At 34.0% G+C, this 16620-nt stretch carries 15 protein-coding genes and 1 pseudogene; 15 read left to right on the top strand and 1 reads right to left on the bottom strand.

Features of this window, described 5'->3' with window-relative positions; all coding sequences use genetic code 11:
• Window positions 1–80 precede the first annotated feature (80 nt).
• The 11 genes and pseudogenes from I6760_RS10740 (at window position 81) to I6760_RS10790 (ending at window position 8644) form a co-directional block, all read left to right on the top strand.
• Window positions 81–797, top strand: coding sequence for an MBL fold metallo-hydrolase (locus I6760_RS10740; protein WP_196594420.1), 717 nt, complete (start codon window positions 81–83; stop codon window positions 795–797).
• Window positions 798–807: 10 nt separating this feature from the next.
• Window positions 808–1275: pseudogene (locus tag I6760_RS10745) on the top strand (peptidylprolyl isomerase); the annotation flags it as partial.
• Window positions 1276–1277: 2 nt separating this feature from the next.
• The gene (locus I6760_RS10750; RefSeq protein WP_196594422.1) at window positions 1278–1544 is read left to right on the top strand and encodes a GIY-YIG nuclease family protein; all 267 of its coding nucleotides are present in this window, start codon (window positions 1278–1280) and stop codon (window positions 1542–1544) included.
• A 51-nt stretch (window positions 1545–1595) separates the two neighbouring features.
• Window positions 1596–2540: a nitronate monooxygenase gene (locus I6760_RS10755; protein ID WP_196594423.1), complete on the top strand. Its 945-nt coding sequence runs from the start codon at window positions 1596–1598 to the stop codon at window positions 2538–2540.
• Between the two features lie 269 nt (window positions 2541–2809).
• On the top strand, window positions 2810–3595 hold the full coding sequence (motA, locus tag I6760_RS10760; RefSeq protein WP_196594424.1) for a flagellar motor stator protein MotA: 786 nt from the start codon (window positions 2810–2812) through the stop codon (window positions 3593–3595).
• A 3-nt stretch (window positions 3596–3598) separates the two neighbouring features.
• Window positions 3599–4372, top strand: a complete 774-nt coding sequence (locus I6760_RS10765) for a flagellar motor protein MotB (protein ID WP_196594425.1) — start codon at window positions 3599–3601, stop codon at window positions 4370–4372.
• Between the two features lie 106 nt (window positions 4373–4478).
• Window positions 4479–6035, top strand: coding sequence for an NAD(P)H-hydrate dehydratase (locus tag I6760_RS10770; protein WP_196594426.1), 1557 nt, complete (start codon window positions 4479–4481; stop codon window positions 6033–6035).
• Window positions 6036–6137: 102 nt separating this feature from the next.
• A complete protein-coding gene (locus I6760_RS10775; protein WP_196594427.1) occupies window positions 6138–6380 on the top strand; it encodes a CopG family transcriptional regulator in 243 nt (80 codons plus the stop codon).
• Window positions 6358–6732: a type II toxin-antitoxin system PemK/MazF family toxin gene (locus tag I6760_RS10780; RefSeq protein WP_196594428.1), complete on the top strand. Its 375-nt coding sequence runs from the start codon at window positions 6358–6360 to the stop codon at window positions 6730–6732. The genes I6760_RS10775 and I6760_RS10780 overlap by 23 nt, the downstream gene beginning before the upstream one ends.
• A gap of 267 nt (window positions 6733–6999) precedes the next feature.
• Window positions 7000–8037, top strand: coding sequence for an N-acetylmuramoyl-L-alanine amidase family protein (locus I6760_RS10785; protein WP_231036248.1), 1038 nt, complete (start codon window positions 7000–7002; stop codon window positions 8035–8037).
• A 16-nt stretch (window positions 8038–8053) separates the two neighbouring features.
• Window positions 8054–8644, top strand: a complete 591-nt coding sequence (locus I6760_RS10790) for a GerMN domain-containing protein (RefSeq protein ID WP_196594429.1) — start codon at window positions 8054–8056, stop codon at window positions 8642–8644.
• Between the two features lie 38 nt (window positions 8645–8682).
• On the opposite strand, the gene I6760_RS10795 is transcribed toward I6760_RS10790, so the two are convergent.
• On the bottom strand, window positions 8683–10209 hold the full coding sequence (locus tag I6760_RS10795; RefSeq protein ID WP_196594430.1) for a helix-turn-helix domain-containing protein: 1527 nt from the start codon (window positions 10207–10209) through the stop codon (window positions 8683–8685).
• Between the two features lie 660 nt (window positions 10210–10869).
• Between I6760_RS10795 and I6760_RS10800 the strand changes: the two genes are divergently transcribed.
• The 4 genes from I6760_RS10800 to I6760_RS10815 all read left to right on the top strand — a co-directional run bounded on the left by I6760_RS10800 (window position 10870) and on the right by I6760_RS10815 (window position 16617).
• Window positions 10870–12627: an L-lactate permease gene (locus I6760_RS10800; protein WP_196594431.1), complete on the top strand. Its 1758-nt coding sequence runs from the start codon at window positions 10870–10872 to the stop codon at window positions 12625–12627.
• Between the two features lie 367 nt (window positions 12628–12994).
• Window positions 12995–13588 carry a LutC/YkgG family protein gene (locus I6760_RS10805; protein ID WP_196594432.1) on the top strand — a complete coding sequence of 198 codons (594 nt, stop codon included), beginning with the start codon at window positions 12995–12997 and terminating at the stop codon, window positions 13586–13588.
• Window positions 13589–13599: 11 nt separating this feature from the next.
• Window positions 13600–15765, top strand: a complete 2166-nt coding sequence (gene ldhH, locus I6760_RS10810) for an L-lactate dehydrogenase (quinone) large subunit LdhH (protein WP_196594433.1) — start codon at window positions 13600–13602, stop codon at window positions 15763–15765.
• A 537-nt stretch (window positions 15766–16302) separates the two neighbouring features.
• Window positions 16303–16617, top strand: coding sequence for a metal-sensing transcriptional repressor (locus tag I6760_RS10815; protein WP_196594434.1), 315 nt, complete (start codon window positions 16303–16305; stop codon window positions 16615–16617).
• The last annotated feature ends 3 nt before the right edge of the window (window positions 16618–16620 follow it).

Below are 16620 nucleotides of genomic sequence, written 5' to 3' on the forward strand. Positions count from 1 at the left end.
TTCTTAATATTAATAGTAAGAATTGTTGACAGCAGGATAATAGTACTAATACAATAATATATGTAGAAAAGGAGGACGTTATGCAGAAAAACATGAAAGTAACATACCTTTATAATAGCGGTTTTTTAGTAGAATTAAGTAATTGCGCACTGATTTTTGATTATTATTTGGACAAAAAAGAGTGTGTTACTAGTATTCTGCCAAATTATGATAAAATATATTTTTTTGTATCGCATAGTCATTTTGACCATTGGAATAGTGATATAAGTAAATTTTCAGCAGAAACAGAAAAATATTTTTTAAGCTATGATATTCATAAAACGGGATCGCTGCCTAAAGGGAAAATAGTATTTTTAAATGAATATGATGCATATGAGGACAGTAATATTTCGGTTCATTCATATAGCTCGACTGATGCAGGAATATCTTTTTTGGTTGAAGTTGATGACTGGAAGATTTTTCATGCCGGTGATTTTAATTGGTGGAATTGGAAGGGAGATACAAAACAAAATAATGCATTTGCCAAAAATGGTTTTTTCAAACAAATGAAGAAAATTGCAGGATTGGAAGCTGATATTGCATTTTTTCCTGTAGATACACGTTTAGAGGAATGTTGTGATTGGGGCGTTAAAAAATTCTGTGAGCAGACATATATACAAAATTTGGTTACTATGCATAATGCAGGACGTCACCCGTGGAAATTAGATTTAAGGAATATAAGCATGAATAAGGAAATAACAGTCTGGTCTCCACAAGAAACAGGAGAGACAAAAATACTAGGTAAACAAGGGGATTAGAATGAAAAAAAATCGTGTTGCTGTGTTTGAAACGAATATGAAAAATTTTACAATAGAGTTATTTGAGGATAAGGCTCCTATAACAACAAAGAATTTTATAGATTTGGTACAGAAGGGTTTTTATGACGGGCTGATATTTCATCGTGTGATTGCTGATTTTATGATACAGGGAGGAGATCCTGAGGGAAATGGAACTGGCGGGCCTGGATATACTATACCTGATGAATTTGATGCTGCATTGAAACATGATAGCGAAGGTGTTTTGTCAATGGCAAATGCAGGACCAGATACAGGTGGCTCGCAATTTTTTATAACATTAGTTCCTACGCCATGGCTTGACGGTCATCATTCTGTATTTGGCAGAGTTATTGCCGGAATGGAAAATATACAGCAGATTGGTGAAGTAGAAACAGATTTCCGGGATAAGCCATGTGAGGATGTGATAATAAAAACGGTGACCATAGAAGAACAAGAATAGTAATGAATGCTTATACATACTTGCTATGTTGCAATGATGGTAGTTTTTATGCCGGCTGGACTAATAATTTACAAAAGCGTATAGCAGTGCATAATAAGGGAAAGGGCGCTAGATACACAAGAGTAAGGCTTCCTGTGAAGCTGGTTTATTACGAGATTTATACTACGAAGATAGAAGCTATGCGTCGTGAATATGCAATAAAACAGTTAAAACATATGGAAAAACTCAAATTATGTGAGAGTTTCCCTAAAACTTTGCTGCAGTTATGATAAATATATTGTATGATTTTATGGAGTTAAATTTAGTAGGAGGATTGTTTTATGAAAAAATTAATAACAGAAGTATTAAACATTAAGTATCCTATAATTCAAGGTGGCATGGCATGGGTATCAGAGGCAGAACTTACTGCAGCTGTTTCTAATGCCGGTGGAGCTGGTATTATATCAAGCGGTGGTCGGACAACAGAATTTGTCAGGGAACAAATAAGGAAGGCAAAGAGTCTTACGGATAAACCGTTTGGTGTTAATATGATGCTTATGGCACCAAATAAAGATGAAATATTTGAAGTTATTTGTGAGGAAAAACCTGCGTTTGTTACTTTGGGAGCAGGAAATCCAGTTCCATTTTTTGCGGGTTTGCATGAAGCGGGGATAAAGGCTATTCCTGTAATTCCTAATGTAAAACTGGCTAAAAGAGTAGCTGCTGCGGGAGCCGATGCTATGGTTGCCGAAGGTATGGAAGCTGGTGGGCATATTGGTGTATTAAGCACAATGGCACTTATGGAACAGGTCCTCCCAGCTGTTGATGTTCCTGTAGTAATGGCTGGTGGATTTGCTGACGGCCGTGGGTTGGCAGCTGCATTATTGATGGGAGCAGCTGGAATCCAAATGGGAACACGATTTTTGGTCGCAGCTGAATGCAAGGTGCACCAAAATGTAAAAGAAAAATTATTAAAGGCTATTGATACTGACACTATCGTTACAGGATATACACTGGGAGCTGCTGTCAGAGGAATAAAAAATAAGTTTTCCCTAGATTTTGTTGAAAAAGAAAATAATGGTAGTGCGACGAAGGAAGAATTGATAAAAATGGCTACTGGTACCAATAAGCTGGCTGCTGTTGGCGGTGATGTCGATAATGGAATGGTTCAGGCCGGACAGAGCCTTATTCCTTTGAATAAGATAGAACCAGCAACTGTAATAATTGAAAAAATTATGGCAGATGCAAGAACAACGTTGCATATGGCAAATGATATAGAAATATAATATATTTTATAAGATTTACTGTAAAAAAAATATAATAAAAACGGCGAGGTAAGTCTTCGCCGTTTTTATTATAGTGTAACTTATAATAAAAACTCGTAAATATTTTTATTATTGTTCGCAAAGCTTGATGTATAAGGGAGAAACAGGTTTTATGTAAAATAAAAAAAAAGTTTTATTTATATAGGATTTTTGATAAAGAATATGGAATTTATATTAAGTTGGCCAATGCTATTTATAAAAAGGATTATTAATCCAGGGAGGAATCAAGCTTGGAAAAATCAACAATTATAGGTTTAGTTGTAGGATTTGTATCTCTAGGGATAGGATATGTTATGAAAGGTGCAGATCCATCAGTATTAGTTACTCCAGCAGCATACCTGATTATTTTGGGAGGTACATGTTCATGTTTGTTTACAGGATTTACTTTGGAGCAAATGAAAAATTTTCCTAAGTTAATCAAAAAAACTTTACAGCCACCTGATAATAAACCAAAAGGTGAAATGCTGCAGTTGTTTGTGGAATTATCACAGATTGCCCGTCGCGAAGGGATACTTGCTTTGGAAAATAGAGTAAACGAAATACAGGATCCATTTTTCCGTTCGGGGTTATCTATGGTTATTGATGGGATGGATCCGGAATTTGTAAGTGATGTGTTAGAAGCGGAGCTGCAGGTTATGGAACATAGACATTCAGAAGGTATGTCCATATTTGTTCAGGCTGGTACATATGCACCAACACTTGGGGTATTAGGTGCGGTTGTTGGACTTATTGCAGCACTGGGGAATTTATCTGATATTGAAAAACTCGGGCATGCCATTTCGGCAGCTTTTGTAGCGACATTGTTAGGTATTTTTACAGGGTATGTATTATGGCTGCCTATCGCAAATAAATTGAAAGTTTTATCACAAATGGAAATTGCTCAAAAAAGAATGATAATTGAGGGTATATTATCATTACAGGCAGGTGATTCACCTACAGCTATTGAAGCAAAATTGATGGTATTTATTCCACAAAGCGAAAGGGATAAAGTTAAAACTGAAAGAGCAGGTGAATAAAGTATGGCAAGAAAAAAAAGGCCAAAGCCCAAGGAAGAACATCCTAGTGAAATGTGGCTATTACCATATTCAGATTTACTGACGCTGTTACTGGCTTTATTCATTGTATTGTTTGCTATAAATGCTGCACAGAAAAAAACCAGTGAAGAGTCTGTTACAGCATCGTTTAAACGTGGGTTTAACAGTGGTGGGATATCATTTTTTAACAAAATGGGTAACCAAAGTGGATATACGGCTTATTTGACGACAGATCAGTCTAATGGCAAAGCTGCAAGCAGCTACATGAGCGAAAATGAAAGTTTGGAAAAGGAAAGGCAAAAAATTCAAGGCTATATTAAGAAAAATAATCTTGAAAGTGAAGTAAGTACACAGCTTGTAGAACCGGGGTTAATGATACGCATAAAGGAAAAAGCATTATTTGCTTCTGGCAGTGCACAGCTTGGTAATGATTCAGATAAAGTTACGACTATTGTAGCACAGCTGTTGGGAGAGGTATCACAAAATGTGATAATTTCCGGACATACAGATAATGTTCCTATAGCTAATAGCAGATATTCGTCTAACTGGGAATTAAGTACCCAAAGGGCACTTAATTTCATGGAAGAAGTTTTAAGAAAAAATCCTCGGCTTAATCCAGCAAGATTCCAGGCTACAGGATATAGCCAATATCATCCTATAGTGCCTAATGATACAGCGGAACACAGGGCACAGAATAGGCGAGTAGAAGTTTTAATTGCACGTTCTTATAAAGAGCCTAAGATGCAAAATATTAATTGATATTATATAATTAATGCATATTGAACTTGATATTTTTTATATTGAGCTTGATATGCATTTTATTATGTGGTTTTATAATTATAAGAATAAATAAGGAGGTATTTTGATGTATATAGCGACAGCAGCGGAAATAAGAAATATAGAGGAAACTACGATAAAAGAATATGGTATAAAAGAACTGGTGTTGATGGAAAATGCGGGTAAAGTAGTAGCTGATGCAGTAACTGTCCTACTAAATAGAGTCGTAGTTGGCAGCAATGTGTTTATTGCTGCTGGTACAGGCAATAATGGCGGTGATGCTTTAGTAGCAGGGCGGCATTTGCTAAATTATGGTGCTAAGATAAAAGTTTTTTTTGTAGGAAATATGGAGCATTTGACACAATCAGCTAAGGTTAATTATGATATTTTACAAAAAATGAAGGCTGATTTTTATTATATAGAATCAGAACACGACTGGGATAAAGTGAAGGCGGCTTTGGATTTTTCTGATATCGTTATCGATGGTTTATGTGGGACGGGAGTAAATTTGCCCTTACGTAATAATTATAAAAAAATGATTACCTGCCTTAATAAATCAGGACGAAAAATTGTTTCGGTAGATATGCCAAGCGGTGTAGAAACCGATAAAGGAATGGTTGATGGTAGCTATGCAGTAAAAGCAACGACAACAGTTACACTTGGTTTGGCAAAAATAGGATTGTTTTTATACCCAGGGATGTGTTTTGTTGGTAAAATAATTGTGGATAGCATAGGTATTCCGGGAAATTTATTGGAAGATAATAAAATAGCGCAGAAATTAATTGAAAGGGATTTAGTTAAAAAAATTATTCCCCAACGGCCGGTAAATGTTTATAAAAATACATGTGGCAGAGTGTTGGCTGTAGCAGGCTCTATAGGTTATACTGGTGCTGCAGTGCTTTGCTCAGAAGCTGCCTTGAGAACAGGTGCAGGTCTTGTTACTCTGGCTGTTGGTAGTAGACTCTATAATGTTTTTGCAGCTAAATTAACAGAAGTTATGGTAAAACCACTGCCGGAAGAAGAAAATGGCTTATTAGGAGAAAAGGCTGTTAAAACAATATTACCGCGGGAGGAAAGCTATGATACTGTGTTAATAGGCCCGGGAATGGGCCGGGAAGCAGATACTTTGAAGTTTATCAGGGAACTTGCTTTAAAGGTAAAAAAAACACTGGTATTGGATGCTGATGCTGTTTTTGCTTTTTCTGGTCATTTGGATGAGTTGAAAAAATGTGTACATGTGCCAATTTTAACGCCGCATTTAGGTGAAATGGCTAGCTTGCTCCAAATAAAAGTAAAAGATTTAAAGCTTGATTTGTGGAAAATAGTTCGTGAAGCGGCAGCACAATACAATTGTATATTTGTCTTGAAAAGTGAAAAAACCATTGTGGCTTGTCCTAATAAAAAAATATTTTTAACTACAGTAGGCAATCGGGGAATGGCTACTGCTGGTTGCGGAGATACTCTGGCGGGTGTAATAGCAGCTTTAAGAGCTGATAAAATTAGGGAAGATAAAGCTGCTATTGCGGGTGTATATTTGCATGGAAAAGCTGGTGATTTTGCAGCTCGGCAGGGAATGGCAGGCCTTATTGCAGGAGATATAGTAAAAAATATTCAGGCTGCCCGTAAATCTATTGATGATAAATAGCAGGTAAACATAAAATATTTAACCTTAATTGACAATTGTTTTTAGATTATCTATACTATAAATAGTTGTATCCTGTTATATCGCAGCATGGGAGGGGTTTTATTGTCAGCGTGCAGACGTATTGTTATTGACTTGCCGAATGAGCTGGCTGGCGAATTAGAAACATTGGCACAGGAGGAACAAACTAGTCATGAAGAATTATTGTGCAAGGCAGTTCAATGTTATATTGAAACTTGTAAGCATCTGGATAATATCGAACAAATGAAAAAAGGTTATAAAGAAATGGGGTTAATTAATATAACTTTAGCGGAAGAAGGTTTATATGGAGGGATATCAAAAAAATGACCACGTGATAAGGCGTGGTGATATTTTCTATGCGAATCTCAGCCCGGTGGTTGGTTCTGAACAGGGAGGATCGCGTCCGGTATTGGTATTGCAGAATGATATTGGTAATAAATACAGTCCTACTACAATTGTAGCAGCGATAACTGCCCAGATTTCCAAGGCTAAGCTGCCTACACATGTAGAAATAAGGGCTGATCAATGCAATTTAGAACGCGATTCTGTTATTTTACTGGAGCAGGTACGCACTATAGATAAAAAGAGACTTCGCAATAAGATAACTACACTTGATCCAGCTATAATGAAAAACGTGGACGATGCAATAAAAATAAGCGTTGGTTTGGTTCATTTTTAATATTAATTCAGGTTAATTAGTATTAATGAAGTATTGAATTAGAAGATGAATTATCGGATAATTGTAGTTTTTATTTAGTATGCTGATAATAGCCAAATGTTATGCGAGATATATATACAGGTATAGTAAAAATACATAGAAAATGAAAATGGATTTTTTCATAAATAAGGTAAGTTGTTTATGAATATTAATAAAGGATATATTTAATGAAGGTAATTTTTAATTAGATAAGGATGATTCTCGAAGAAAAGAAAGTAGGAATTAAGTTTGATAAAGAAAATATTCGGGTTATTTTTAATATCACTGGTTTTTATGCAGTCAGTTTGCCTGGCAGCTTCAAGTGTAAAAGATTTTCGTTACAGTAGATTGAAACTTTCGGCAGAGGAAAATTATCTGCACATGGAAATTTCAGTAAACCATAAGCAGGAAAAATATGAGCTGCAGATAAACCCTAACAATAAAAAACAGCTTATTTTGACAATTTTTAATGCTAGATTGAAAAATGATAATTTACGAAAAGTAAAATTAGATGGTGAATTTGCTGATGATATAAAATTCAGCGAAGAAGGGAATAATGTTAAGGCATATATTTCTCTTCCAACTAATGCAGCGGAAACAAATTATAAAGCTTATATGCTTGATAAGAATAAGTATCACAGAGGAAGTTCAATATTGGCAGTTGATATCAGTAAAAAACCTGCGGTTAAACATCAAGTTAGTTTAGCGGCAATTGCTGGGCACACTATTGTAATAGATCCTGGACATGGAGGCAGTGATTCAGGTGCTGTTGGCCCTGATGGCATAATGGAAAAGACTGTTACTTTGGCTATCGCAAAGAAAGTGGATAAAATTCTCCGCGACAATGGGGCAATAGTTGTGATGACACGTACTACAGATAAGGATGTATATGGCCCGGATGCCACAGATGTTCAGGAACTTCAGGCGCGTGTTAATGTGGCTGAAAGAACCAAAGAAACAGATATTTTTCTCAGTATTCATGCTAACTCGTTTGTAAGTCCGTCAGCACATGGTACAGCAACTTATTATTATAGTTCTTCTGTGCGGGGAAAAAAATTGGCTGGTTTTGTTCAAAATGAGTTGATCGCTGCTGACGGATTGACAAATAGGGGTATTTCTCCAGCTAATTTCTATGTATTAAAACATTCTTCTGTGCCGGCTATTTTGATAGAGACGGCGTTTATTTCTAATTATAAAGAAGAACAGCTTTTAACTGAAGATAACTTTCAAATGATATTGGCTCAAGCTATTTGTCGCGGTATTAACAAATATTTTCAAAGTAATTAAATAGGAGGCAGAAAACTTGAAGCAGTTTAAAATAGTATTATTTGGATTGTTGGTTTTGACAATGGTCTTTATTGCAGGCTGTGGGAATAATAGTCAGGAGTCGGCTCAACAGGAACAGAATAATAAAATAACAGCGAATGGACAAGTTGATCAAGCCAATAAAAATAATGTTAAAAAGAAAGTAAAAACACAGCAGATAACGGTTTATTTTCCTAATGAAAACGGAGAAAAATTAATAGCAGCTAGAAGAACTATAGATTTAACGAAAACTGATAAATATACTGCAGCTGTGCAGGAATTAGTAAAAGGACCAAAAACAGGAGAAGGTATTGCAATAATACCGAAACAGGCAAAGTTATTAGATGTTAAGCTAAACAGCAAGGGAATTGCGATAGTAAATTTTGATAAAAATTTAGTAAAAAAATTTGTCGGCGGTTCTACGGGAGAAACAATGCTTGTCGGTTCAGTTGTAGATACGCTTACCAATTTTCCAGAAGTTAAATCAGTGGAATTCTTTGTGGAAGGTAAACAATTAGATACGTTGAGTGGACATCTCGATTTAACAACACCTATTACAAGAATGAAGGATATTTTGCCAAATAATTGAGGTTGGATAGAAAATAAAAAAATGCCATCACAGCATTGTTAAATGTCTTGTGATGGCATTTTTTTATTTTCTATCCAAATACGATGGAGAAAAGAAATATTCTTTTTATAAATTTTTTCCAGTTCTTCAGCGGAAAAATTATGGCAATTAGCTTGATTTTTTTTGTCGAGAAAAAATGAATTGAATTTATTGATTAAGACAGGATTTTTTAGTAGATAGATAGTTTTGCCTTCACTGTTTAGAAAAGCTTTATTCTTTTTTAAATAGGCCGTATCGGTATTACTGTAGTATGATAGTTTAAAATAATCACTATCATTTAAAGGCTGGGATTCATTAAGTAAAAGGATATTTATATTAGGATTATTTTTCATTGATTTTATTAATTGCTGAAATTGTAGTTCCCGTTCAGTTACAGATGTTGTATAATCTATTTCTCCATAAGTCAATTTACCATTTTCTATATAATGCATAATATTTGCTTCTGGCAAAAAAAAGTCAATATGGGCTTTTTCAAATTGTTCTTCCCAAGTTATTTGCATGTTTTGGATGGTTTGCCGCATATCAGAGGAATACTTGTATTTTACGGAAGAGTCTAAAAGTTTATTGAAAGCTTCTTTTGGCAGGAAAAATTCAAAACCCTTTGCACAAAAGATAATTAAATTATTATTTAGATAGAAAAAGGACCGAAATTTTACTAATTCAATATCATTTTTGGGCTCAATAAGATAAGTGGTATAAGAAAATTTTTCATATGTGCGCTCCCAAATATTATTTACAATACTTTTTTCGTTTATATAAGTGCAAATGTCAATCAAATTATCATCGTGCAGTGAGTATTGCAGGGAAAAATAATTTTTTATGACAATAATGTTGGAATTATGGAATTTTTTATTATTATGTATATGAAAATCAATGTAAATAAATTTATTAAAAAAATTATATAAATTTATTATAAAATCAAGATTACAGTGATAGAGTTTTTCTATGCTGCAGCCAATATGTATATCGATTTTTTTAGCAGAAAAATGACAATAATTAAGAAAATCAAAAAAATAATTTTTAGTTAATAGTGTGATTATATCACCGGTTATGTATATTTCTATATTTTCTTTTATATTACTTAATAAAAGGGCAATTTTGGTATTAAAAAACTTTTTTACATTTGTTCTGCCAATTATTGTTTGATAAGTACATGAAGGAAAATCAATATTGTTTTTAGGTGAATTAGCAGCTTGTGAATGCTGATAATAGGCGTCCATTAACATATTGTTTATTTCACTTTCTAGTGCGGTCTGAGTTTTATCACTGGAAACTTGTTTTTTTAGCTTAATATTAAATTCACTGAGAAAAGGATAAAATTGATTTTGGTTTATAATTTCATTAGCAATAAATGAAGAAATACAATTATTTATGCGGGTAATATATTTTACGGAAGGTTGATTCGTATTATTGCACCATTTACTGATATAAGAAACATCATAACCAATAAAATCAGCAAGAGAACTTAACTTTATTCCGGAGAATTTTATTAAATGTTTTAGGACTTGCGCAAAAGTATTTTCCATATTTATACACTTTCTATTAAATTTTTAAAGATTATTTAATTATTTATTATAAAACTGTACTCAATTATTATACTATATAATTATTGAATAATATATAACAGATAATATTAAGTCTTAGTTTGCACATAATTTCCCTTGATTTAAATTGAACTTTAAAATTCAATTTAAATCAATAAAATAAAATTTAAATACCGTTAATACTTATAATTATAGGGTGAATTATTGAATAATACAAGTTAGAAATATTCAACAATATTATATTATAGAGAAAAAATGTAATAATAAAAAGAATATTATTAATTGATTTATTATTCAAGTTAATTTGTTGAAATATATAATGGATTGACTTTTATTTATAAAAAAAATTATACTATATACAGCCAAGGATGATGTATTACAAATATTTATCAATTAGGATTTCAATGATAATATAAAAAATATTTAATAAATTTACTTTTTTTTGATATATCAGATAATGTGCTGTATACAAAAATATAAATTAAATTCTTTTCTGTTGACATGAAATAAAAGATAGGAGGGAACTAGAACCTTTATTTTAAAACGTGTGCTGGAGAATTAAGCTATAGTAAATTTTGTGTCCAATAATGAAAGGAAGCGTAATTTTGTTTTTATATTTATTTTATGTGAGGAGAGATAAAAATGTATATGCAGAATTTTGATCCGCTAAACAATATGATTTTATCAGCGCTACTGGCATTTTTACCAATTGCTTATTTTTTTATTGTACTTATTGTTTTTAAGGTAAAGGGACATTGGGCAGCCATTTCAACAACTGTTTTGGCAATCATACTCGCCGGATGGGTATATAAAATGCCAATCATATTATCTGTGATGTCGGCAGTGCATGGTGCATTGTATGGATTATTTCCTATTGGCTGGATAGTTATAGGAGCTGTTTTCCTATACAATATAAGTGTAAAAACAGGGCAATTTGAAATTATAAAAAAATCTATTATATCAATAACGAATGACCGTCGTTTGCAAGTTTTACTTATTGCCTTTTCTTTTGGGGCTTTTCTGGAAGGTGCTGCTGGATTCGGAACACCTGTAGCCATCACTTCAGCAATGCTGATTGGAATGGGTTTCAAGGCAAAAAAAGCAGCCTGTCTAAGCCTTTTGGCTAATACAGCTCCAGTAGCTTTTGGTGGATTAGGTATACCGGTACTAGTTGCTGGTCAGGTAACAGGTTTTTCAGGAGCATATCTGGCTAAATTGCTGGCGTTTATCTGTCCTATAATTGGCTTTATTGTACCATTTTACCTTATCATAGTAATGACTGGATTAAAAGGAATAAAGGAAGTTTGGCCAGCCGTTTTAGTAACGTCAGTGTCTTTTTCCATACCTATGTGTCTGTCTTCATATTTTCTCGGGCCAATTCTCCCGGATATAGTAGCATCGCTTTGTTCAATGATTGCATTAGTTCTTTTCTTGAAAATATGGCAGCCTAAGCATATCTATAGGTTTGAAAATGAAAGTGCAGTGGAAGAAAAGCATGAAAGTTTGAGTACTAAAACAGTAATAAAGGCATGGAGTCCGTTTATTATCTTAATAATTTTCATTGCTGATTGGGGAATGAAGAGTGTGGAAAGCTTATTAAATATGGTAAATGTTTCATTTGGTTTGCCCTATTTGAATAATGCTATTATAAATGGTACTACGAATGCTCCTATATTGGCAGTTTTTAAATTTAATTGGCTTTCAGCAGCAGGAACTGGTATTGTTTTGGCCGCATTTATGTCATGCATTATTCTGCATGTTTCCCTGGGAAAATCTATAAGTATCTTTGGTTCTACATTAAATGAACTTAAAATAGCTTTACTAACAATAAGCGGAGTATTGGCATATGCATATGTAGCAAATAATAGTGGTATGACAACAACAATGGGGCTTGTCGTATCTAAAACAGGTAAATGGTTCCCGTTATTTGCGCCTATCGTTGGTTGGCTTGGAGTCTTTGTAACAGGTTCCGATACTTCAGCAAATGCTCTGTTTGGTAAACTGCAGACTACAGCATTCCAGGCGGTTGGTATACTACCTGTTATGGGAATTGGTGCCAATCTGGCCGGTGGTGCTGTTGGTAAAATGATTTCACCTCAGTCTATTGCTATTGCAGCGGGAACTACAGGACTGACAGGAAAAGAAGGGGAAATCTATAAATTCAGCATAAAACATTCAATTATATTGCTTACAATGATATGTTTGATAATGTTCTTTTATAAAGACTTATTTGTTTCACTACTGGCAGGAGAAAGTGGGAAAATGGCTGCTCCTATGGCAGCAGCAAATGTTGTTTCGAGTACAGGAGTAATAATATTATTAGTATCCTTTATTGTCATTTTCTTAGCAAGGTTTATGCTTCATGATGATGAAAATGGACATAATTATAAATTGCAATAAGGATTATTAATTAGATTTTATCCAAACGAATGAAGTTATACTCTTTTGTCTTCGGATACAGTAAAAGTAATAACAAGAGAGTATAACGCAGTTCAAAATTATGGCAGTTTTATCCATGGTATGGTTGTGTGCGGGTATTATGTTTATGAGTCTTAGATATGAGCGTTTAAATGGGAGCCGTATACTTGTGACTTTAGTCGTGAGTTAGGGTGTAAAAAACCATAGAAACTATGATGATAACCTGTGAGGTTAAGAGATTTATTATAATTATGGCAGATTAAAAAAACAAAATACTAGTATACGATGGCTATATATTAGGCATTAAAAGATGGTAATTTAATGATTATAAAACGAGGAGTGAGGCATCGTGAAAAAAATATGTCATGAATGGCAGAAATATTTGGATAAAGGTTTTATAGATAAAAAATATTGGGAAAGTTTTAAAGAAAATGCGCAGGCTGCTTCAGTGGAATTAAAAGAAATAAAAAGCTATGATGAAGCATTACCGATAATAGAGGCTTTAATAGATGAAGTGAATGCACAGAAACTTGCCGGAGTTGGACAGGATGATTCAAAGGCTATAATGAACATATACCATGAGCTGGGGAAAAAACATCAGATTTATACGGATAAATTTGCTATAACTGAAAATGCCCCTATTCTTGATATTGGTATTTCTACTGCTGAGTTTGGTGTTGGAGAAACAGGGAGTATTTGTGTTGATAATTATTCATACGAAGCTAGACTTGTAAGTATGCTGCCACCAATAAATATTGTTTTTATGAATAAAAACAATATTGTTGATACAATGACAGAAGCTTTTGAAATATTGGAACAAGTATTTGATAAAGGATATACTGGTTTTGTAACGGGACCAAGCCGGACATCTGATATTGAAAGAGTTTTGACATTAGGAGTTCACGGACCAAGCAGATTGATATTATTTGCAGTAGATGAATAGGAGTGAATGAAATGGTACAACGTAATATAAAAAGTGAAATAGATTCTAAACTGCATGATCCAATTTTACGTAGCAATTTGGAAAGATTTTCAGAACAGTATCCTATTGCAAGAGCAAAAGCATATGCAAATGTTGATAGTATAGAAGACTTGCGTGATGATTTACGTGATATGAAACGTTATTCAGTGGCACATATTGAAAAATTAGCTGATGAGTTTCAAGCTTCCTTGGAAAAAAGAGGAGCTAAAGTTTTTCGGGCTAAAGACGGCGATGAATTAAAAGAACAACTTATGGCTATCTGCCGTGAAAATAATGTGCATAATATCGTTAAATCAAAATCGATGGCAACAGAAGAAATTCGCTTGAATGATTACTTGGAGGAAAAGGGACTTCATGTAAAGGAAACTGATTTAGGCGAATGGATGCTTTCAGTTGCCGGGCAGCATCCTTCTCATATGGTAATGCCAGCAATACATTTAAATAGAAAACAGTGTGCTAAGTTTTTTTCTGATGAATTAAAGGAAGATATTCCCAGCGATATTCCTTTTATGGTGCAGACAGCTAGAAAAGTAATGCGTAAAGAGTTTTTAAAAGCAGATATGGGCATATCAGGGGCAAATTTTGGTATTGCAGAAAATGGAGCGATTGGGCTTGTTACTAATGAGGGAAATGCCAGAATAGTTACGACTTTGCCGCCTGTTCATGTAATTATCATAGGATATGAAAAACTTATACCTAAAGTAAGCGATGCCTCTAAAATAATGCGTCTATTGCCCCGCAATGGTACTGGGCAGAGAATGGTAAGTTATCTGACTTTGGTTGATGGACCAACACCGATAATACATGAAAAAAATGGTAAATTGATTGAAGAAAATAAAAAAGTTTATGCTATTTTGCTAGACAATGGAAGACTAAAGGCAGCACATGATCCTGTTATGAAGGAAGTATATCAATGTGTTCGGTGTGCATCGTGTCTTAATGTTTGTCCGATATGGTCAACCGTAGGTGGAAATGTATACGGTCATATATATTCAGGTGGGATAGGAGCTATACTTACAGGTCTGCTGAACGGAATGGATGAGTTCGCTCAATTCAGTGATTTGTGCATAGGCTGTCGTCGTTGTACAACAGTTTGTCCTGGTAAAATAAATATTCCAGATTTAATACAGGAACTGAGAAATAGGCGTGTAGCGCAAAAGGGATTGTCAACACCGGAAAAAATTATATTCAGAAGAATAATGACTAATCGAAAAATATTCCATTCTTTATTACGGGCTGCTTCTTTGGGGCAGAAACCTGTAAAATCAGGTAAATTTATTCGTAATCTGCCGCTGTTTTTTGCTAAAATGACTGAGGGAAGAAGCCTGCCAGCCATAGCTGATAAACCATTCCGCGATAGGGCAGAAGAATTATTTAAGAAAAACCCGACTAATCCTAAAATGCGCGTAGCATTTTTCAGCGGCTGTAATCTTGACTTTGTATTTCCGGAAACGGGGGAATCAGTAGTCAAAGTTCTTCAGGATATTGGTGCAGAAGTGGTATATCCACAAAAACAGAATTGCTGTGGCAAACCAGTTGTAGGCGCGGGAGATCTTGATACAGCACGTAAGCTGGCGAAACAAAATATTAAGGCTATGGAAGAAACAAATGCTGACTATATAGTGGCGGCATGTCCTACTTGTGCAGAAACATTAAAACAAACATATAAAGAACTGTTTGCTTCTGATCCAGTATGGCTGAAACGTGCTGAAGCTATGAGTAAAAAAGTAGTAGAATTTACTGTATTTGTTGAAAAGGCATATGCAAAAGAAAATCGTTTAAAAGATGTGCAGGGAATGAAAAAAATTACTTATCATGATTCTTGCCACATGAAACGCAGCTTGGGAATTTATAAAGAGCCGCGTGAATTACTAAATAGTGCTGCTGGATATAAGTTTGTGGAAATGCATGGCGCTGACCAATGCTGTGGAATGGCAGGATCATTTGGCATGAAATATGCAGATTTATCAAAACAGCTATTGAATAGAAAAATAGATAATATTAAACAAAGTGGTGCGGATACAGTTGCTGTTGCTTGTCCTGCCTGTATGATGCAGATTGGCGGCGGATTGGATAAGAATGCACCTGAAATAAAAGTTAAACATATAGCTGATATTTTGGCTGAAAATCTCAAATAATATTGTAATACAGTTGATTTTTGCTTAATTATAGATTATAAGGAAGCGGTTTTATCCCCACCGCTGTTCTTATAGAATTGGAACTGCTGTATGAAAGTGTTTATAAATTTATAAGTGAAGGGTAGTTTAACAAAAGGGTAGAAGTTTTTTGTATATGAGTAATAATATAGGTTTAGTCTGCTTATGCTTATGACAGTGGTTGTATTAAATAAAGATTTTCCTTAAATGCTGTTTGTTAGGTATTAAGTGGGAAGTGTATCAATTAATCAAATGGAATCATTGTTTTGAAAGTTATTAAGTAGGGGGTAGGAGAAACTACCAATAATTTTTTGGTAAATATATATTATACTTTTTTAATGCAGCAGTTTCACTAATACAGCCTCACTCAATATTTTATAATAGGGTCATCTAATTGAATTTTAGTTAGATGGCTCATTTTTTCTTTTATATATAACTCATTTGATAATATATTTGACAAGCAATAAATAAAGTTGTATATTTTACATATACCCTATGGGGGTATATGGAGGAAATAATATGGCATGCGCATGTAAAGATATAAATAGTGATAAGATAAGGTATAAAAAAAGAGATGAACAGGAAAAAAAGAAACTTATAACCCGTTTGAATAAAATAGAGGGACAGGTACGCGGCTTGAATTCAATGGTTAAGGATAATCGTTATTGTGTGGATATACTTATGCAGGTTTCAGCAGTGCAGGCAGCACTTAATAGTTTTAATAAAGAGTTGTTGGCACAGCATATAAAAACTTGTGTGGCGGATGATATCAGAAAGGGAAATGATAATGCCATTAATGAACTTTGTGATCTTTTAAAAAAGCAGATGAAATAGGTG

The sequence above is a fragment of the Pectinatus sottacetonis genome (assembly GCF_015732155.1).
Taxonomy (GTDB): domain Bacteria; phylum Bacillota; class Negativicutes; order Selenomonadales; family Selenomonadaceae; genus Pectinatus; species Pectinatus sottacetonis.

Coding starts and splice junctions, on each gene's coding strand:
- I6760_RS10765 (WP_196594425.1), top strand. CDS start 3,599: ATGGCAAGAAAAAAAAGGCCAAAGCCCAAGGAAGAACATCCTAGTGAA.
- I6760_RS10750 (WP_196594422.1), top strand. CDS start 1,278: ATGAATGCTTATACATACTTGCTATGTTGCAATGATGGTAGTTTTTAT.
- I6760_RS10800 (WP_196594431.1), top strand. CDS start 10,870: ATGTATATGCAGAATTTTGATCCGCTAAACAATATGATTTTATCAGCG.
- I6760_RS10795 (WP_196594430.1), bottom strand. CDS start 10,209: ATGGAAAATACTTTTGCGCAAGTCCTAAAACATTTAATAAAATTCTCC.
- I6760_RS10770 (WP_196594426.1), top strand. CDS start 4,479: ATGTATATAGCGACAGCAGCGGAAATAAGAAATATAGAGGAAACTACG.
- I6760_RS10780 (WP_196594428.1), top strand. CDS start 6,358: ATGGAGGGATATCAAAAAAATGACCACGTGATAAGGCGTGGTGATATT.
- I6760_RS10815 (WP_196594434.1), top strand. CDS start 16,303: ATGGCATGCGCATGTAAAGATATAAATAGTGATAAGATAAGGTATAAA.
- I6760_RS10740 (WP_196594420.1), top strand. CDS start 81: ATGCAGAAAAACATGAAAGTAACATACCTTTATAATAGCGGTTTTTTA.
- ldhH (WP_196594433.1), top strand. CDS start 13,600: ATGGTACAACGTAATATAAAAAGTGAAATAGATTCTAAACTGCATGAT.
- I6760_RS10755 (WP_196594423.1), top strand. CDS start 1,596: ATGAAAAAATTAATAACAGAAGTATTAAACATTAAGTATCCTATAATT.